This is a genomic window from Streptomyces sp. NPDC091282 (assembly GCF_044757385.1).
Classification (GTDB): domain Bacteria; phylum Actinomycetota; class Actinomycetes; order Streptomycetales; family Streptomycetaceae; genus Streptomyces; species Streptomyces gramineus.
The window spans coordinates 456,009-474,712 of sequence record NZ_JBIVUX010000004.1; the positions used below are offsets into that span (position 1 = coordinate 456,009).

The following is an 18,704-nucleotide window of genomic DNA, read 5'->3' on the forward strand; positions in this document are numbered from 1 at the left end:
GCGTCATCGCACCCGGTCAACTGGACAGCGGCATACGAGGAATGGGGCGCACAGCGGCCATGATGGGACCAGCACACTCACTGTCGGGAGCCGCCGCCTGGCTCGGCGTAGGAGCCGCGGCCGCCGCGGCCGGGCACGGGATGCCCTGGCCGGTGCTTCTGGTCGGGGCGCTGATCTCCGCCGGCGCCGCACTCGCCCCGGACCTCGACCACAAGGCCGCCACCATCTCGCGCGCCTTCGGACCACTGTCGCGCTGGCTGTGCGAGATCGTCGACAAGCTCTCCTACGCCGTCTACAAGTCGACCCGGAAGCCGGGCGACCCGCGCCGCAACGGCGGGCACCGGACGCTGACCCATACCTGGGTGTGGGCGGTGCTGATCGGCGGCGGCTGCTCCGCCGCGGCGATCCTCGGCGGCCGCTGGGCGGTGCTGGCGATCCTCTTCGCCCACATGGTGCTGGCCATCGAAGGCCTGCTGTGGCGGGCCGCCCGCGGCTCCAGCAGCGACGTGCTGGTGTGGCTGCTGGCCGCGACCAGCGCCTATATCCTCGCGGGCATCCTGGACAAGCCGCACAACGGCTCGGACTGGCTGTTCACCCAGCCGGGCCAGGAGTACCTGTGGCTGGGGCTGCCGGTGGTGCTGGGGGCGCTGGTGCACGACATCGGCGACGCGCTGACGGTCTCCGGCTGCCCGATCCTGTGGCCCATCCCGATCGGCCGCAAGCGCTGGTACCCGATCGGCCCGCCGAAGGTGATGCGGTTCCGCGCGGGCAGCTGGGTCGAGCTGAAGGTGCTGATGCCGGTCTTCATGGTGCTGGGCGGCATAGGCTGCGCGGCCGCCCTGAACGTGATCTGACCGCGGCGCCTCCGGGGTCAGCCGGCCTCCGGGGAGCCTCCTCCGTAGCGCCGCTCGAACGCGGCCACACGGCCCTCGGTGTCCACCGTGCGGGCCTTCCCGGTGTAGAAGGGGTGGCTCTCCGAGGAGATCTCCACGTCGACCACCGGGTAGGTGCGGCCGTCGTCCCAGTCGATGGTCTGGTCGCTGGTCGCGGTGGACCGGGTCAGGAACGCGTATCCGGCGGCGCGGTCGCGGAAGACCACGGGGTGGTAGTCGGGCTGCTTGTCCTGCTGCATGGCGGCTCCTCGGACGAGGCGGACAGGGCGGTCGGGCAAAGGGGGCCGGCGTCAGCCGTAGGCGGTGTCCTCGTCGACGATGTGCATCGCGGCCTCCTCGGCGGAGGCCCCGGCACCGTCGATACCCACGTCGGTGGCGACCAGACCGTTCTCGTCGTCCTCGTGCGCGCCCTCGTCGGGTGCCACGAGGCGGCCGGAGCGCAGATCGCCGACCTCGTTGTCCAGGAGCTCGCCGTCGCTGCCCTGGCAGTCGCCGATGCCGTCGCCGTCGGGGGCCGCCGGATCGGGCAGTTCCTCGGCGAGCCGCTGTTCCAGGGTCTCGCCCCGGTGGCCCTCGGCCGCGGTCACCCCGGTGTGCTCCACGGCCCACGGCCGCTCGGGAGGGGACCAGCCACGGTCCAGGGGATCGGTGACGCCGTCGGACTCCAGCGTGTCCTCCACGTCGAGCAGTCCCGTGTCCTCACGGATCTCGGATCCGTCGGGCTGGTAGACGTCGTCCCCCCATCCGTCGGTGGTGGTCACGGCTACCTCCAGGGAGTGAGGCGGCGGTCCGATCGGTGGCCCGCCGGCACGCTCGGCACGGGACTCGCGCGCCGCGAACCCTCCGGTTCCCGGCCCGCCCCCGAACCGGTGCCGCTCTCCAGCCTTCCACCCCTGCTCGTACCCGCGCAACGGCACGGGGCGCGACCTGCTGCGCGCACCCCGTGCCACGGCGGGTCATCCGTGCCACGACCGCCACAGTGCCGCGTAGGCGCCGTCCGCCGCCACCAGCTCGTCATGGCTGCCGAGCTCGCTGATCCGGCCGTTCTCGACCACGGCGATGACGTCCGCGTCGTGCGCGGTGTGCAGCCGGTGCGCGATGGCGACCACGGTCCGGCCGTCCAGGACCCGGGCCAGGGACCGCTCCAGATGGCGGGCCGCCCGCGGGTCCAGGAGCGAGGTCGCCTCGTCCAGGACGAGGGTGTGCGGGTCTGCCAGCACCAGCCGGGCCAGCGCGATCTGCTGGGCCTGCGCCGGGGTCAGCGTGAGGCCGCCGGAGCCCACCTCGGTCTCCAGACCCTGCTCCAGGGCCCGTGCCCAGCCGTCCGCGTCGACAGCGCCGAGGGCCGCCCACAGCTCGGCGTCCTCGGCACCGGCCTTGGCGAGCAGCAGGTTGTCGCGCAGGGAGCCCACGAAGACGTGGTGCTCCTGGTTGACGAGGGCGACATGGGAGCGGACCCGTTCGGCGGTCATCCGGGACAGCTCGGCGCCGCCGAGGGTGATCCGGCCGTCGCGGGGGGCGTAGATCCCGGCGAGCAGCCGGCCCAGGGTGGACTTCCCGGCGCCCGAGGGGCCGACCAGGGCGAGCCGGGTGCCGGGCGCGACCTCCAGGGAGACCCGGCGCAGCACGTCGACGCCCTGCACGTAGCCGAAGCGGACCTCGTCGGCGTGCACCTTGCGGCCCGCCGGCGTCAGCGACGCGTCGCCGGGGTCCGGCTCGATGTCCCGCACCCCGACCAGCCGGGCCAGCGACACGTGGGCGATCTGGACCTCGTCGTACCAGCGCAGGATCAGGTTGACCGGTTCGACGAGCATCTGGGCGATGAGGGCGCCCGTCGTCAGCTGGCCCACGTCCAGCCGGCCGTGCAGGACGAGGACGCCACCGATCAGCAGCACCGAGCCGAGCACGGTGGTGTGGGTGGCGTTGGTCACCGGGAAGAGCACCGAGCGCAGCCACAGCGTGTACCGCTCCCAGGCGGTCCATTCCTTGATCCGGCGGTCGGACAGGGCGATGCGGCGGGCGCCGAGGCGGTGCGCCTCGATGGTGCGCCCGGCGTCCACGGACTCGGTGAGGGCGGCGGCCACGGACGCGTATCCGGCGGCCTCCGACCGGTAGGCGGAGGGGGCCCGCCGGAAGTACCAGCGGCAGCCGACGACCAGGACCGGCAGGGCGAGCAGTACGGCGGCGCCCAGCGGCGGCGCCGTGACCACGAGCCCGCCGAGCAGCAGCACCACCCACACGAAACCGATCGACAGCTGCGGCACGGCCTCCCGCATCGCGTTGGCGAGCCGGTCGATGTCGGTGGTGATCCGGGACAGCAGATCCCCGGTGCCCGCCCGCTCCAGGACGCCCGGCGGCAGCCCGACCGACCGGACGAGGAAGTCCTCGCGCAGGTCGGCCAGCATCCGTTCGCCGAGCACGGCACCGCGCAGCCGCACCTCGCGCACGAAGACGGCCTGGACGGCGAGCGCGAGCGCGAACAGGCCGATGGTCAGCCCCAGATGCAGTTCGCGGGCGTCGTCCGACACCCGCTCGATCAGTCCGCCGAGCAGGTACGGGCCGACCATGGAGGCGACCACGGCCACCGTGTTGACCAGCACGAGGACGAGGAAGGCCAGGCGATGCCGGCGGAACAGCTCGGCCACGTAGGCGCGCACGGTGGAGGCGGCGCCGACGGGCAGGGTGGCGGCCGTGGTCGGGGCCGCCGGGTCGTAGGCGGGCGGAGCGACGCCGATCATGCGCTTTCCTCGATCTCTTCCAGCGCGCCGCCGCGCGGCGCGGTCTCCCTCTGCCCGTGCGTCCCGAGCACGCCGTCCCGTGCGGCGGCGGCCTCGTCCCCCGTGCTCCGGAAGTCGGCATCACCGGCCGTCTCCCGGGTCACGACCGCCCGGTACCGGGGCTCGGCGGCCAGCAGCTCGCGGTGCGTTCCGACCGCTTCGACCTCGCCCTCGTGGACGAGGACCACCCGGTCGGCCCGGTCGAGCAGCAGCGGCGAGGAGGTGAACAGCACGGTCGTGCGGCCGGACCGCACCTCGCGGACGCCCTCCGCGATCCGTGCCTCGGTGTGCGAGTCGACGGCGGAGGTCGGCTCGTCCAGGACGAGCACCTCGGGATCGGTGATCAGCGACCGGGCGAGCGCGAGCCGCTGGCGCTGCCCGCCGGACAGGGAGCGGCCCCGCTCGGTGATCCGGGCGTCCAGCGGGTCGGTGACGTCCAGCGAACCCTGGACCAGGGCCTCCAGGACGTCCGCGCACTGGGCGGCGGCCAGCGCGTCCGCGGCCCGGACGGCACCGGAGGCCGGCACGTCGAGCAGCTCGCGCAGCGAACCGGAGAGCAGCACCGGGTCCTTGTCCTGGACGAGCACCGCGGTGCGGGCGGTCCGCAGCGGCAGTTCGTCGAGGGGGACACCGCCGAGCAGGACGGAGGGGCCGGCCTCGGCGGGATGGCCGCCGAGCCGTTCCGCGAGCCGGCCGGCCGCGTCGGGGTCGCCGCAGACCACTGCGGTCAGCCGGCCCGCGGGCGCCAGCAGACCGGTGTCCGGGTCGTACAGGTCACCGTGCGGCGTGGCGTCCGCGCGCGAGCCGCCGGTGTCCGTGGCCCGGTCCAGGGAGAGCACCCGGGCGGCCCGCTGCGCCGAGGGCCGCGAGAAGGAGTACGCCATGGCGATCTCGGTGAAGTGCTGCAGCGGATAGTTGAGGATCATGACCGAGCTGTAGACGGTGACCAGTTCGCCGACGGTGACCCGGCCCTGCCGGGCGAGGTGGACGCCGTGCCAGACCACCGCGATCAGCAGCAGGCCGGGCACCAGCACCTGGATCGCGGCGATCAGCGACCACATCCGGGCGCTGCGCACGGCGGCCCGCCGCACCTCCTGGGAGGCCCGTCGGTAGCGGTCGAGGAAGAGGTCCTCGCCGCCGATGCCGCGCAGCACCCGAAGCCCCGCCACGGTGTCCGAGGCCAGTTCGGTGGCCCGTCCGGCCTTCGCCCGCTGGAGGTCGGCGCGCCGCGTCGCCCGGGGCAGCAGCGGCAGCACGGCGAGTGCCACCAGGGGCAGTCCGGCCGCGACCACCCAGCCGAGGGCGGGCTGGTAGAAGAGCAGGCCCACGCCGACCACGACGACGGTCAGGGCGGCCGCGGTGAACCGGGAGACCGCTTCAACGAACCAGCCGATCTTCTCGACGTCACCGGTGGAGACGGCGACCACCTCGCCGGCCGCCACCCGCCGGGTCAGCGCCGAGCCGAGCCGGGTGGCCTTGCGGGCGAGCAGTTGCTGGACGCGGGCGGCCGCGGTGATCCAGTTGGTGACGGCGGCCCGGTGCAGGAAGGTGTCGCCGACGGCGATCGCCGCGCCGCACAGCAGGAGCAGACCGCCCGTCAGCGCCAGCCGGGTGCCGGAGCGGTCGACGACGGCCTGGACGGCGAACCCCACGCAGAAGGGCAGCGCGGAGACGGCGACGAAGTGCAGCAGACCCCAGGCCAGCGCCTTGAACTGGCCACCCAGCTGGTTCCGCCCCAGCCACCACAGGAATCGGGGACCCGATCGCGCGTCCGGCACGCCCGGATCGGAGTACGGAAGATCTTGAATCTGCATGACGTCCCAGTGGCTCGTGTCAGGGGGTGAAGGTGGCGACAAGCCGTGAAAGGTTCGCGTCGGGACGTGGTCGAAATCAAACGGTTTTCCTGGACGATCGGCGAAATCCACCGTCTTCCGGCCAGGGTTGCCGTCCAACACGCGACATATATGAAGAAAGTAAGCAAATGTGACGGTATGTGATGTCAGGATGACCGGGTGCAGACCAAGAGCGTTCGGCGTACGGCGGCCGTGACGGCGGTGTCCTTCACGGCCGCGCTGATGGCCCTGGGCGGCTGCGGAAGGCCCGAGGACGGCGACGGCGCGAAGAACGGTGTGCCGCCGGAGCCCGGCAGAACAGTCACCGCGTCCGGCGCGGGCGCCGCGGGCCGGACCGGGCGGCCGGAGCCGGCCGTGCCCGTCGGCGACCCGGCCGCGCTGCCCGGCGTGGGCGGGCGGCTGCGTGCGGCGATTCCCGCCGACTCCCGCCAGGCCCTGGTCGTGTACGGCGAGGGCCAGGACTCGGCCGACGCCACGGTCGTCCTCTACGGCCTGGAGGACGACGGGTGGCGCCCGCTGGGCAGCTGGTCAGCGCACAACGGGCGCAACGGCTGGACCACCGACCACCACGCAGGTGACGGGCGCAGCCCGGTCGGGGTGTTCACCGTCACCGACGCGGGCGGTGTGCTGCCCGACCCGGGCGCGCGGCTCGCCTACACCCACGACCGGGCCGCCTACGTGCCGCCGTCCTACTGGAGTCCGGCCTACCAGCACGACTTCGACTACGTCATCGCGATCGACTACAACCGGCTGCGGGGCGCGCCCCCGCACGACGCCACCCGCCCCTGGGGTGCCGGGCGGGGCGGCAAGATCTGGCTCCACCTCGACCACGGCAGCGGCACCTCGGCCTGTATCGGTCTCCCGCGGGAGGCCATGCGGTCCCTGCTCCGCACGTTCGACCCGGCCCGCGATCCCGTCGTGGTGATGGGGGACCGGGTGAACCTGATGGCCCAGCGGTGACCCAGGTGGTCGCGGGGTCACCGGCCGGCCGGGCCGGACTGCTGATCGGGCGCTCCGGCCGAACCGGTGCTCGCCTGTACCAGGTCCACGTCGTTGGCCCGGACGTAGGCGAGCCGGTGGCCGAACTGGATCTCGTAGTACATCTCCCGGCCCAGTACCACGGGCTGGGGCACGTCGGTGAAGGTCGACCTGTCGACATAGGAACTGCTGACGCCGGCCTGGGTCACGTACCGCTGACCGGCCCGGAGGGTGTAGGGGAGCGGAGTGTCGCTGTCCTCCTCCATTCCCTCGGGGTAGGCCTCCTCCTCCGGCAGGGCCCGACCGTACACCGGGATCTCGTCCAGGCCTGCCTTCGGTGTCACCATGCGGCCGCTCGCGCCGACGGCCGTGGGGTGGTCCGCGGGGTTCTTGAACCAGGCCTTGTTGCCCTGGAACCAGATGGCCGTCCACTCGCCGCTGCGTCCGGCGACGGCGAAGGTCTGGCCGGTGGAGACACGGGAGCCGAGGTCGCTGACGTCCTCGGTGGACTCCTCGCCGTCCGGCCTGCGGCCCGGGTCCTGGATCAGCGGGGCGTCGTCGGCCGGTGCGGTGTGGAGCCGGACGGCGCTGGAGCCGTGCGGCTGGCACCGCTTTCCCGGGCCGTCGCAGCCGGTGTAGCGCGGTTTGTGGGTGGCGTAGTCCGTAAGGATCATCACCATGTCGCTGTCCGGCCCGGCCGTCGCCTTCAGCGGCGAGCCGAGCAGGTCGAAGTAGTGCCGCCAGTCCCAGAACGGACCGGGGTCCTCGTGCATCTCGGGGATGCTGTCGCCGGTCGGGGCGGGCACGTTGTCGTGGCCGAAGACGTGCTGCCGGTCGATCGGGACGTCGTACTTCTTCGCCAGGTAGCGCACCAGGCGGGCCGAGGACCGGTACATCTGCTCCGTGTACCAGGCGCCGGGATGGGCGAGGAACCCTTCGTGCTCGACGCCGATCGAACGGGCGTTGACGAACTGGCTGCCCGAGTGCCAGGCCTCGTCCTTGGTCCGGATGTGCTGGGTGACGTGGCCGTCGGTGGAGCGGATCGAGTAGTGCCAGGACGCCTCGGTCGGGTCCTGCACGGTCTTGAACATGTTCGGCAGCGTCGCCTCGGTGTCGTGGATGACGATGTACTCGATCTTCTGGTCCCGCGGCCGGTCGGCGAGGTCGTGGTTGCCGTAGTCGCCGTCCTCGTCGATCTGCACGTGGGGCGCGGCGAGCCAGTCACAGGCCAGCTCCGGAGGGCATTCGACCTCCTTGGGGCGGGGCGGGAGCTGGGGACCGGGGTTCGAGCGGACGCCGGGGCTGGCGGGCAGGGTCACGTCCTGGCCCTCGGCGGTGGTCCGGTGCGCTCCGCGGCGGATCAGGGTGAAGACGTCGTCGGCGTAGGTGGCCGCGGTGGTGACGTCGGGGGTGCCGGGGAAACGTTCCACCGCCTGCCACCAGTCCTCCGGGTCCTGGCTGAGCGGCTTGCCGAGATGGCGCTGCGCGGCGGCGAGCAGCGCCGCGCCGCCCCGCACGTTCGCGACGGCGTCCGTCCGCAGCTCGGCGGGCGTGACCTTGATGAGCCGTGCGGCGCGTTCCAGGTCCGCCGGCTGCACGGTGTGGCCGCCCGGCGCGGACCCCGGCCCCGCGAGGGCGGTGTCCGTCCCGCCGCCCGGGGCCGCGGGCGCCGCGGCCGGGGAGGAGGCGCGGCCGTCGGCCTCCACCAGGTGCATCGGCCCGTAACCGCCCGCGACGCTGGGGGTGCCCGGGTGGGAGTCCCAGCGCGACTGCATGTAGGACACGCTCAGGAGCACGCTGCTCGGCACGTGGAACTCGCGGGCGGCGTTGGTGAAGGCGTTCTGCAGGCGCTGGTCCTCGGCCTCGTCGGCACCCGACGCCGGGAGGATCAGCAGCGGTGGCAGCAGCGCGGCCGTCGCGATCAGACAGGCCGTCAGCCGGCAGGTCCGCTGGGTGCCGGGGACACGAGGGGCGACAGTTCTTCTCATACCTGAGGGTCTCCAACCGCTTGCTGAGGGTCTCCGAGCACGCTCGTCGCGATCAGGGCGGGGGATCGCCCTTAAGCCACCCCCCGTACGTTTCCGTGTCCGGCGCGGCACGGCGCGCCGAGCGTCAACCGGGTGGACCAGCGGCCCCGCAGAGGCCACCCAGTCGGCGGCAGCGGCTCGGCGTCCGGGGGGGCGGCCGCGCACCGTCCCGGGTCAGTCCTCGACGGGATCCACCTGCCAGTCGGGGTGACCCGGCATCGGCGGGGTGTGCGGCCCGTACAGCCAGGGCGTCAGAAAGGGCGTCAGATCCTCGCCCGCGACCTCGGAGGCGAGCGCGACGAAGTCCTTGGTGCCCGCCGCGCGGCCCCGGTACCTGGTCACCCAGGTGCGCTCGATCCGGCCGAACGTTTCGTCACCGACCTTCTGCCGCAGGGCGTACAGCACCAGTGCCGAGCCGTCGTACCGCATCACCTTGAACAGCGTGGGCTCGGTGGGCTCGGCGGGCGCGCCGTCGTCGTGGCGCCACTGGTCGTGCTGCGCGTACGCGTCCCGCATGGCGTCCTCCATCCGGACGCCGCCGTGCTCGTCGGAGTACAGCCGCTCGTAGTACCGGGCATGACCCTCACTCAGCCACAGGTCGGACCAGCGCCGCAGGGCGACGCTGTCCCCCGTCCAGTGGTGGGTCAGCTCGTGCACGAGATTGCGTTCGGCGTCGACCCGGTCGCCCAGCAGGTCGTCCTTCGGTACGACGGACAGCGACTGCGTCTCCAGCGCCACCGGCAGGTCGGTGTCCCCGACCAGGACGCCGTAGCGGCGGAACGGGTACGGCCCGAGCCGCTGTTCCAGCCAGGCGAGGTGGTCCGCCGTGAGCGCGCGGTCGGCCGCGGTGTCCGCGACCAGGCCGTCCGGCACCACGTCCCGGACCGGGAGCCCGCGGGGGCCCTTGCTGTCGAGGACCGTGAACTTCCCGATCGCCAGCTGGATCAGCTGGGCGGCGACGGGTTCCTCGGAGTCGTACGTCCAGCGCACCCGGCCGCCGGGCCGGGCGGCGCGCTCGACGAGCCGGCCGTTGGCCACCGCGCGGATCCCGGCGGGAGTGGTGATCCGGAAGGTGACCGGGGCCCGCAGGCTCGGGTGGTCGTCGACCGGGAAGACGAGCTTGGCTCCGTCGGGCTGCGCGTACAGCAGGGTGCCGTCGGCGGTGGGCACCCAGCCGTACTCCTGGATCGCGTCGGCGCGCCTGCGGCTCTGGGTGGGGTCGGCGGTGTAGGTGACGCGGACGGCGAAGGCGTGGCCGCGCGGGATCGGCCGTGCGGGTGTGACGACGAGTTCGTCGCCGTCGCGCACGGCGGTGGCCGGGGTGCCGTCGACGGTGACCCGGTGCAGGGTGTTTCCCGCGAAGTCCAGGTCGAAGCGGGACAGGGCCTGGGTGGCGGTGGCGCTGATGGTGGCACCGGCCTCGAACGGCGTCCGGGGTGCCCGCCAGTCGAAGTCGAGCGTGTAACGGCGCACGGTGTAGCCGCCGTTGCCGTCCAGCGGCATCAACGGGTCGCCGATGCCGGGTGCGCCGGGGGACGGCGCGGGGCCGGAGGGAGCGGCGGCCGAGGGACCGGCGGCGGGGGAGTCGTGGCCTCGCTGCGGGAGGCCGGCGAGCACGGCGTCGCAGGTGAGGGCGACGGCACCGCCGAGGGCGACGGCGAGGGCCACGCGACGGACGCGAGCGGTCGTGATCTCCATGCGAGCACTGTGGCAGCAGGATCCGCTCATAGCATCATATGTTCACCGATGTGCGTGCAGGCGGATCGCGGAGCGGTCGGCCGGTCTCCGCGTTGTGGCGGGCGGTCAACTCCCCGTAGAACACCGGCCATGAGAAGACGGATGGTCATGTCCATGCTCTTCGGGTTCGCCCTGCTGGTGAGCGCGCTTCTCGGTGCGGGCGCCTCGGCGGCCTCGGCCGCCGGCGTTCCCGCGGAGTTCGGCACCGACTGGCACGATCCGGTGACCGCGGCTCCGCCGGTGTCCGTGCCGAAGGGCGCCGAAACGTGCCGGGTCACGCTGGCCGAGGCCCGGTTCCGCGACTTCACGCCGTACCGGGGCACCTACACGCCGCCGCGGGGCTGCGGCGACCGCTGGAGCAAGGTGGTGCTGCGGCTCGACGGCGAGGTGAAGGGCCGTCAGTACGACCGGCTCGGCTCCCTGCACGTCGGCGGCGTCGAGGTGCTGCGCACCTCCACCCCCGAACCCTCGCCGGACGGCATCGCCTGGCACGTGGAGAAGGACGTCACCCGGTACAGCGACACCTTCCGCGGCACACGCGACGTGGAGATGCTGATCGGCAACGTCGTGGACGACACCTACACGGGCGTCATCGACGTCCGGGTCACCCTCACGTTCTACGCGGGGCGGCCCCGGTCCGCGGTCCCCGACCGGGTGCTCACCCTGGACGGCGGCACCACCCTCACCGTGCCGCGCAACAGCGAGCGCATCGTCGCCGAGGTGTACGCCACCGGATCCGGCGGCGGCTGCGAGGAGTTCTGGTACCTGACCGTCGCCGACCCGGCGCTGTACTCCTGCAAGGCGGACCACGGTCCCTACCGGGAGGTGCGGATCGCCGTGGACGGACACACCGCCGGGATCGCCGCGCCGTTCCCGAACGTGTGGACCGGCGGCTGGTCCAACCCGTTCCTCTGGTACGTCGTGCCGGGGCCGCGCGCCTTCGACGTCGAGCCGGTCGAGTACGACCTGACGCCGTTCGCCGGACTGCTCGACGACGGCCGCCCGCACCGGGTCGAGGTCTCCGTCGCAGGCGTGCCCGAGGGGCAGACGGGCTGGAGCACCTCCGTGAACGTGCTGGTCCGGCAGGACCCGCACCGCGCCCGGCTCACCGGCGGGCTCCTCGCGGACCAGGCCTCCGAGCCCGTCAACTCCTCGGTGTACACGCCGGGCCCCGGCGTGTACCGGGTCGACACCGGCGCGGGGCACCGGCTGACCGTCTCCGGATACCTCGACACCTCGCACGGCCGGGTGACCACCACCGTCAGCCGGACCCTGGCCCACACCTCGGCGCACCGCTGGAACGACGGCGAGACGACCGACGCGCTCGACGCCGTCTGGACGGACGACGAGAGCGTCACCGTGCGGGCGGGCGGCCCGCCGCGGACGACACGCACGCTGCGGACGTACACGATGAACGGGGCCACCACCATCGGCGCCGACGACCGCCTGCGCACCGAACTCGTCCTCGGCGACCGGGCGGCGGTCACCTCGCCGGAGGGCGGACGGTCGCGGTGGGAGGACACCTACCGCGGTGACGCGACCTACACCCTGAACGTGCCGCGTGACCAGCGGCACGCGGTCGGCACGTCGAGCGAGCGCTACCGGCGGTACGGCTCAGGCGGCTGCTACGACCGTGCGCTGGCCACCGAACAGGGCGTGCTGACGGAGGACCGCAGCCGCTGCTGAAGGGCGGCGGTCGCCGAGCCGGGAGCGGCTCGCCCGCCGGTGGTCCGGGCCGGGTGAGCCGCTTCGCCGTGTCTCAGCAGTGCTCCACGGGCGCGGGCCCGTCGATCAGCGTGTCCAGCAGTCCGGCCAGCACCTCCCGCTGCTCCGGCGAGAGCGGGGCCAGGATCTCCTCCGCCGCGGACCTGCGGGCCGCCCGCAGTTCGCGCAGGGTCTCGCGGCCCTCGTCCGTGAGCTTGATCCGGGTCACCCGGCGGTTCGTCGGATCCGCGACCCGGCACACCTTGCCGCTCGTCTCCAGGCCGTCGACCAGCGTCGTCACCGCGCGCGGCACCACCTCCAGGCGGGCGGCGAGGTCGGCCATGCGCGGGGGTGCGTCGTAGTGCGCGAGCGTGCGCAGCAGCCGAGACTGGGCCGGGGTGACACCCAGATCGCGCGTCGCGAGATGGCGTTTCTGGATACGCCACACCCGGCGCGTGAGGCGCAGCAGCTGCTCGGCGAGCGGGCCGTCGGAGTCGGGGGTGCTCATACGGGAACAATATCAGGACCATGTTCATTGTGAGTATAGGTAACAGTGAGCTATGCTCCGTCAGTCCGTACACACCACACCCATCCGTAGGAGCCATGCCCCGAGACGAGATCAACTGGACCCCCGACGGCACCTCGGCCGGACAGCCCCGCCAGGTGCGCCGCATCCTCGCCCTCTTCCGTCCCTACCGCGGCCGGCTCGCGATCGTCGGCCTGCTGGTCGGCGCCGCCTCGCTGGTCTCGGTCGCCACGCCCTTCCTCCTGAAGGCGATCCTCGACACCGCGATCCCGCAGGGCCGCACCGGACTGCTCAGCCTGCTGGCGCTCGGCATGATTCTCAGCGCCGTCCTGACCAGCGTCTTCGGTGTCCTGCAGACGCTGATATCCACCACCGTCGGCCAGCGGGTCATGCACGACCTGCGCACCGCCGTCTACGGCCGGCTCCAGCGCATGTCGCTTGCCTTCTTCACCCGCACCCGCACCGGCGAGGTGCAGTCCCGCATCGCCAACGACATCGGCGGCATGCAGGCCACCGTCACCTCGACGGCCACCTCCCTGGTCTCCAACCTGACCAGCGTGGTCGCCACGATCGTCGCGATGATCGCCCTCGACTGGCGGCTCACCGTCGTCTCGATGGTGCTGCTCCCGGCCTTCGTGTGGATCAGCCGCCGGGTCGGCAACGAACGCAAGAAGATCACCACCGAGCGGCAGAAGCAGATGGCCGCGATGGCCGCCACGGTCACCGAGTCGCTCTCCGTCAGCGGCATCCTGCTCGGCCGGACCATGGGCCGCGCCGACTCGCTCACCGCCTCCTTCTCGGAGGAGTCCGAGCAACTCGTCGACCTGGAAGTGCGCTCGAACATGGCGGGCCGCTGGCGCATGGCCGTGATCACGATCGTGATGGCCGCGATGCCCGCCGTCATCTACTGGACCGCCGGCATGACCCTCCAGGTGGGCGGCCCGCAGATCTCGCTCGGCACCATCGTCGCCTTCGTCTCGCTCCAGCAGGGCCTGTTCCGTCCCGCCGTGAGCCTGCTGGCGACCGGCGTCCAGATCCAGACCTCGCTCGCCCTCTTCCAGCGCATCTTCGAGTACCTCGACCTGTCCGTCGACATCACCGAGCGGGACGAGCCGGTCCACCTCGACCGGGTGAAGGGCGAGGTGCGCTTCGAGAAGGTCGAGTTCCGCTACGACGACCAGGGCGGGCCCGTCCTCGACGGCATCGACGTCACCGTCCCGGCCGGCGGCAGCCTGGCGGTGGTCGGCCCGACCGGCGCAGGCAAGTCCACGCTCGGCTACCTGGTGCCCCGGCTCTACGACGTCACCGGCGGCCGGGTCACCCTGGACGGCGTGGACGTCCGCGACCTCGACTTCGACACCCTGGCCCGTGCGGTCGGCGTCGTCTCCCAGGAGACGTACCTCTTCCACGCCTCGGTCGCCGACAACCTGCGCTTCGCCAAGCCGGACGCCACCGACGCGGAACTCCACGCGGCCGCCCGCGCGGCCCAGATCCACGACCACATCGCCGCACTGCCCGACGGCTACGACACCGTCGTCGGCGAGCGCGGCCACCGCTTCTCCGGCGGTGAGAAGCAGCGGCTGGCCATCGCCCGCACCATCCTGCGCGACCCGCCGGTCCTCATCCTCGACGAGGCGACCAGCGCCCTGGACACCCGCACCGAGCACGCCGTCCAGGAGGCCATCGACGCCCTGTCGGCCGACCGGACGACCGTCACCATCGCCCACCGGCTGTCCACGATCCGCGGCGCGGACCAGATCGTCGTCCTGGACTCCGGCCGGGTGGCCGAGCGGGGCACGCACGAAGAACTGCTGGAGCGCGACGGGCGGTACGCGGAGCTGGTGCGCCGGGACGCCCGGACGGAGAACGCGGAGACGACGGAGCCGCCGGCCGAGCCTGCCGGAGCCGACGGTGCGGCCTCGTGGGAGACGCCGAGACGGCCGGGGCGCCGACGGGGCGACCGGGAGCGTCAGAAGGTCACTCCGCCGACAATCTGAGCCCGACAACCTGACGATATGTCGGGTTTGCGAGCTTGTGCGGGCTAACGTTCCTGCATGCAGATGAACACTCCGCGGCGGAAGGCGGCCCGAGGGGACGCGGCCCGAACGAACACGGTGCGGTCCGGGACGGCCGGGCGGAAGTCGATCCGGCTGACGCGCCGGGGCAGGATCCTGCTCGGCGCGGCCGGCGTCGTCGTGGCGGGCGCCGCCGTGACGGTGCCGCTGCTGGTCCTCACCCACGGCGCGGCCGGCCGGGCCACCTCCCTGGTCGTCCCGGAGGGCTGGCGCGCGAGCCAGGTCTACGACGCGGTCGACAAGGCGCTCGCCCTCCCGTCCGGCAGCACCCGGCAGTCCGTCGGCACGGCCGGCCTGAAACTGCCCGGCGACGCCGAGGGCAACCCGGAGGGCTATCTCTTCCCGGCCACCTATCCCCTGGACAAGAACGCGACCCCGCAGTCCGTGCTGCGGTACATGGTCGACACCGCCAACAAGCGGTTCGGCGGCGCGCCCGTCGCGGCCGGTGCGCAGCGCGACGCGATGAACGTCTACCAGGCGGTGACCATCGCCAGCATCGTCCAGGCCGAGGCGTCGAACAGGGCCGACATGGGCAAGGTGGCCCGGGTCGTCTTCAACCGGCTGCAGAGCGGCATGCCGCTGCAGATGGACTCCACCCTCAACTACGCCCTCGACCGCAGCACCCTGGACACCACGACGGCCGACACCCGCGTCGAGAACCCGTACAACTCCTACCAGCGCATGGGTCTGCCGCCCAGCCCGATCGACAGCCCCGGCGAGGACGCCATGCGCGCCGCGATGAACCCGACGCCCGGCAACTGGCTGTACTTCGTGACGGTCAAGCCGGGGGACACCCGGTTCACCGCCGACTACGCCGAACACCAGCGCAACGTCGCCGAGTTCAACGTGGAACGCAAGAAGAGGGCGCAGCAGTCGCCGCAGGCCGCGCAGTCCTCCGGCTGAGGCGCCCGCCGGTCACGCGGCGACCGGGTCGCCCGCCAGCAGCCGCCGGATGTCCCGGACGGCCTCGCGGCCGGCGCGGTTGGCGCCGACGGTGCTGGCCGAGGGGCCGTAGCCGACGAGGTGGACCCGCGGATCCAGGACCGAGCGGGTCCCCTCCACCCGGATCCCGCCGCCCGGCTCGCGCAGCCGCAGCGGCGCCAGGTGGTCGAGGGCGGCGCGGAAACCGGTCGCCCAGAGGATGACGTCGGCGTCGACATGGCGGCCGTCGTCCCAGGCCACCCCGTCCGGAGTGAGGCGGTCGAACATCGGCTGCCGGTCCAGCACCCCGTTCTCGAGGCCCTGCCGCACGGCGTCGTTGAGCGGCAGCCCGGTCACCGAGACCACGCTCCGCGGCGGCAGGCCCTGCCGGACCCGCTCCTCCACCAGCGCCACCGCGGCCCGGCCCGCGCCCTCGTCGAAGGGGCCCTCGCGGAAGACCGGCGGCCGCCGGGTGACCCAGGTGGTGGCGGCCGCGTACGGGGCGAGTTCCAGCAGGTGCTGGGTGCCGGAGGCGCCGCCGCCGACCACCACCACCCGCTTCCCGGCGAACTCCTCGGGCCCGGCGTACTGGGCGGTGTGCAACTGGCGCCCGCGGAAGGTCTCCTGGCCCGGGTAGCGCGGCCAGAACGGCCGGTCCCAGGTGCCGGTGGCGTTGATCAGCGCCCGCGCCGACCAGTCCCCGGCGTCCGTCTCCACCAGCAGCCGTCCCCCCGCTCCCTCACGCACCGCGCGGACGTTCACGGGACGTCGTACCCGCAGGTCGAAGGCGCGCTCGTAGGCCGCGAAGTACTCGCCGATCACGTCGGCGGACGGCCGTGCCGGATCGGCCCCGGTCAGCTCCATGCCCGGCAGTGCGTGCATCCCGTGCACCTTGCCGTACGTCAGCGACGGCCACCGGAACTGCCACGCGCCGCCCGGCGCGGGGGAGTGGTCCAGGACCACGACGTCACGGTCCGGCTCGAAACCGGTGCGGCGCAGATGATAGGCGCTGGACAGACCCGCCTGACCGGCACCTATGACGACCACGTCGACCTCGCGCACGTTGTTCACGTTTCTACCAACAGGAGGCCGGCCGGAGATCTTCCCGGCCCGGCCGCGCGTGCCGGCGGTCCGGCGGATGGGCGAGGATGGAGGCATGTCGGATGCCTTCACCACACGAGTGCTGCACGTCGCCACCGGGACCCGGGAGCGGGTCGTCGACCTGACCGCCGACTGCGAGACCTTCCTGCGCGAGGCCGCGGCCGGCCGCGACGGCCTGCTGAACATCTTCACGCCGCACGCGACGGCCGGGATCGCGGTCATCGAGACCGGCGCAGGCAGCGACGACGACCTGCTGGCCGCCCTGCACACCCTGCTCCCCGCCGACGACCGCTGGCAGCACCGGCACGGCAGCCCCGGCCACGGCCGCGACCACGTCCTGCCGGCCTTCGTGCCCCCGCACGCCACCCTCCCGGTGATCGAGGGCCGCCTGGCGCTCGGCACCTGGCAGTCGGTGTGCCTGGTCGACACGAACAAGGACAACCCGGAGCGAAAGGTGCGCCTGTCCTTCCTGGCGGGCGCCTGACCTCACGGCGAGGAGACTCCTACGCCGGTCTGCGCCACACGGAGATGTGCTTCGGCGAGTCCTCGGTGAACGGGGAGCCGTCCCAGTCCGCGACGCGCCGCTCCGGTTCGAGCCCCGCGATCCTGGCCATCAGGTCCAGCTCGGCCGGCCACGCGTACCGGTGCCGGGAGGTGTCACGCCGGTAGCGGCCGTCCGCGCCGTCGCGGGTGAGGTGGTGGGAGACCAGGATCTGCCCGACCGGGTCGAAGGTGTCGAAGCCGAGGTGCCCCTCGGACACGTCGAACGGCACCGCGGTCCCGCCGGGCGGCAGCGACCGCAGCGGCGGCACCCCCAGCTCGATCACGAACCGGCCGCCGGGCGCCAGATGCCGGGCCGCGTTGCGGAAGCACTCGACCTGCTCGTCCTGCGTGAGCAGGTTCGAGATCGTGTTGTAGACGAGATAGACCAGGGAGAACGCGCCCGGCACGGTCGTCGTCGCCATGTCCCCGATCACCACCGGCAGGGTCTCGGCGTCCACCTTGCGGCGCAGCACGGCCGCCATGTGCTCCGAGAACTCGACACCCACCACCGGCACCCCGCGCTCCCGCAGCGGCACCCCGACCCGGCCGGTCCCGATCGCGAACTCCAACGCCTGTCCATCCCCGGCCAGTTCCGCCAGGAAGTCCACCGTCGGCCCGAGCACGGCCGCCGAGGTCATCACGGTCTCCTCCGTGTCGTAGCGTTCGGCCTCGGCGCGGCTCCACCGTTCACTGCTCGTCATGGGCGGCCACTCTGCCGGGCGGCCGCGGACGCCGTCCACGCGTTTTCGTCCGGTCCGGGGCGGCCACCAGACCCAGGCGCTGGGCCCGCAGCACCGTGGACAGACGGTCGCGGGTGCCGAGTTTGCGGTAGAGGTTCTCCACGTGCTTGTGCACCGTGCGTGCCGAGATGCCGAGCCGCCTGCCGATCGCGTCCGCCGTCAGGGCGTCGGTCAGCAGGAGCAGGACGGTGAGTTCACGGGGCGTCAGCGCCGCGTCCGCGGCCCGCTCCTCCGCCTCGCCCGCCGGCGCGGCGGACCGGCGCCACTGCTCCAGCAGGTGCCGCTGCCCCTCGACGGCGGCGAGCAGCGGCTGGGCACGCTCGGCGGTCCGCAGCTGGTCCTCGGTGAAATCGGCCCCGGACCGGTAGACCAGGCAACCGGTGATCGGCGCGACGGTCCCGGGCAGCGGAAGCGCCAGCACCTGGTCCAGGTCCAGGACCCGGCCGAGGACCCGCGCGGTCTCGCTCGCCCTCCAGGCCCCGCCCGCCAGCCGTCCGGCCGTCACCGGAGCCCGGCCGGGACCGCCCGCGTAGTGCGGGGCGAACGGATAGCCCGACCGCAGCACGCCCAGCTCCCGGCGGCCGAGCCGGCCCCACTCCGCGGCCGCGCTGGCCGTCACGCCGAGCGTGCCCTCGCCCTCGTTCCAGTCGTCCAGCTTGTAGACGAGGGTCTCGCCTTCGCACAGGCCGGTCAGCGCGTCGGCGAGCATCGGCCACAGCCGTTCGGGCTCGCGCTCGTTCAACGCGGCCACGGCCAGCCCGGTGAGGCGTTCCCAGGCGCTGTCCGGACCCTGTGCCACGTGTTCCTCTCCGCCCTCGCCCTACGCAGT

At 73.0% G+C, this 18,704-nt stretch carries 16 protein-coding genes; 6 read left to right on the forward strand and 10 right to left on the reverse strand.

Annotated elements, in window-relative coordinates; genetic code table 11:
* Positions 1-59 precede the first annotated feature (59 nt).
* Entirely contained in the window at positions 60-854 is a 795-nt protein-coding gene (locus ACIQOE_RS20895) for a metal-dependent hydrolase (protein WP_351322411.1), read from the forward strand.
* A gap of 17 nt (positions 855-871) precedes the next feature.
* Here ACIQOE_RS20895 and ACIQOE_RS20900 read toward each other — a convergent pair whose 3' ends face one another.
* From ACIQOE_RS20900 to ACIQOE_RS20915, 4 genes are all read right to left on the reverse strand, one after another.
* Complete coding sequence (locus tag ACIQOE_RS20900) at positions 872-1,132, reverse strand: type B 50S ribosomal protein L31 (protein WP_351322413.1); 261 nt, start codon at positions 1,130-1,132, stop codon at positions 872-874.
* 51 nt (positions 1,133-1,183) lie between these two features.
* The gene (locus tag ACIQOE_RS20905; protein WP_362173694.1) at positions 1,184-1,654 is read right to left on the reverse strand and encodes a DUF5709 domain-containing protein; all 471 of its coding nucleotides are present in this window, start codon (positions 1,652-1,654) and stop codon (positions 1,184-1,186) included.
* Between the two features lie 195 nt (positions 1,655-1,849).
* Positions 1,850-3,631 (reverse strand): ABC transporter ATP-binding protein, encoded by a 1,782-nt coding sequence (locus ACIQOE_RS20910; RefSeq protein ID WP_365571413.1) that lies wholly within the window; start codon positions 3,629-3,631, stop codon positions 1,850-1,852.
* Complete coding sequence (locus ACIQOE_RS20915; RefSeq protein WP_401412903.1) at positions 3,628-5,484, reverse strand: ABC transporter transmembrane domain-containing protein; 1,857 nt, start codon at positions 5,482-5,484, stop codon at positions 3,628-3,630. Before ACIQOE_RS20915 ends, ACIQOE_RS20910 begins: the two co-directional genes overlap by 4 nt.
* 261 nt (positions 5,485-5,745) lie before the next feature.
* On the opposite strand from ACIQOE_RS20915, the gene ACIQOE_RS20920 reads away from it, so the two are divergent.
* Positions 5,746-6,483 (forward strand): L,D-transpeptidase family protein, encoded by a 738-nt coding sequence (locus tag ACIQOE_RS20920; protein ID WP_401413401.1) that lies wholly within the window; start codon positions 5,746-5,748, stop codon positions 6,481-6,483.
* A 17-nt stretch (positions 6,484-6,500) separates the two neighbouring features.
* On the opposite strand, the gene ACIQOE_RS20925 is transcribed toward ACIQOE_RS20920, so the two are convergent.
* Complete coding sequence (locus tag ACIQOE_RS20925; protein WP_401412905.1) at positions 6,501-8,489, reverse strand: N-acetylmuramoyl-L-alanine amidase; 1,989 nt, start codon at positions 8,487-8,489, stop codon at positions 6,501-6,503.
* A 213-nt stretch (positions 8,490-8,702) separates the two neighbouring features.
* Positions 8,703-10,226 (reverse strand): M1 family metallopeptidase, encoded by a 1,524-nt coding sequence (locus ACIQOE_RS20930; protein ID WP_365554028.1) that lies wholly within the window; start codon positions 10,224-10,226, stop codon positions 8,703-8,705.
* Positions 10,227-10,355: 129 nt separating this feature from the next.
* Here ACIQOE_RS20930 and ACIQOE_RS20935 point away from each other — a divergent pair, with 129 nt between their 5' ends.
* Complete coding sequence (locus ACIQOE_RS20935) at positions 10,356-11,951, forward strand: peptide-N4-asparagine amidase (protein WP_401412907.1); 1,596 nt, start codon at positions 10,356-10,358, stop codon at positions 11,949-11,951.
* 73 nt (positions 11,952-12,024) lie between these two features.
* On the opposite strand, the gene ACIQOE_RS20940 is transcribed toward ACIQOE_RS20935, so the two are convergent.
* Complete coding sequence (locus tag ACIQOE_RS20940; RefSeq protein WP_401412909.1) at positions 12,025-12,477, reverse strand: MarR family winged helix-turn-helix transcriptional regulator; 453 nt, start codon at positions 12,475-12,477, stop codon at positions 12,025-12,027.
* Positions 12,478-12,572: 95 nt separating this feature from the next.
* Between ACIQOE_RS20940 and ACIQOE_RS20945 the strand changes: the two genes are divergently transcribed.
* Positions 12,573-14,492 carry an ABC transporter ATP-binding protein gene (locus ACIQOE_RS20945; protein ID WP_401412911.1) on the forward strand — a complete coding sequence of 640 codons (1,920 nt, stop codon included), beginning with the start codon at positions 12,573-12,575 and terminating at the stop codon, positions 14,490-14,492.
* A 117-nt stretch (positions 14,493-14,609) separates the two neighbouring features.
* The gene (mltG, locus tag ACIQOE_RS20950) at positions 14,610-15,473 is read left to right on the forward strand and encodes an endolytic transglycosylase MltG (protein WP_399010255.1); all 864 of its coding nucleotides are present in this window, start codon (positions 14,610-14,612) and stop codon (positions 15,471-15,473) included.
* Between the two features lie 12 nt (positions 15,474-15,485).
* On the opposite strand, the gene ACIQOE_RS20955 is transcribed toward mltG, so the two are convergent.
* Positions 15,486-16,562, reverse strand: coding sequence for an FAD-dependent oxidoreductase (locus tag ACIQOE_RS20955; protein ID WP_401412913.1), 1,077 nt, complete (start codon positions 16,560-16,562; stop codon positions 15,486-15,488).
* An 85-nt stretch (positions 16,563-16,647) separates the two neighbouring features.
* Between ACIQOE_RS20955 and ACIQOE_RS20960 the strand changes: the two genes are divergently transcribed.
* Positions 16,648-17,076, forward strand: a complete 429-nt coding sequence (locus ACIQOE_RS20960; protein WP_365571436.1) for a secondary thiamine-phosphate synthase enzyme YjbQ — start codon at positions 16,648-16,650, stop codon at positions 17,074-17,076.
* A gap of 19 nt (positions 17,077-17,095) precedes the next feature.
* Here the strand turns inward: ACIQOE_RS20960 and ACIQOE_RS20965 are convergent, their stop codons facing one another.
* Together ACIQOE_RS20965 and ACIQOE_RS20970 are read right to left on the reverse strand one after the other, a co-directional pair.
* A complete protein-coding gene (locus ACIQOE_RS20965) occupies positions 17,096-17,836 on the reverse strand; it encodes a class I SAM-dependent DNA methyltransferase (protein WP_401412916.1) in 741 nt (246 codons plus the stop codon).
* A complete protein-coding gene (locus tag ACIQOE_RS20970) occupies positions 17,823-18,674 on the reverse strand; it encodes a LuxR C-terminal-related transcriptional regulator (protein WP_399009838.1) in 852 nt (283 codons plus the stop codon). The genes ACIQOE_RS20965 and ACIQOE_RS20970 overlap by 14 nt, the downstream gene beginning before the upstream one ends.
* Between the last annotated feature and the right edge of the window lie 30 nt (positions 18,675-18,704).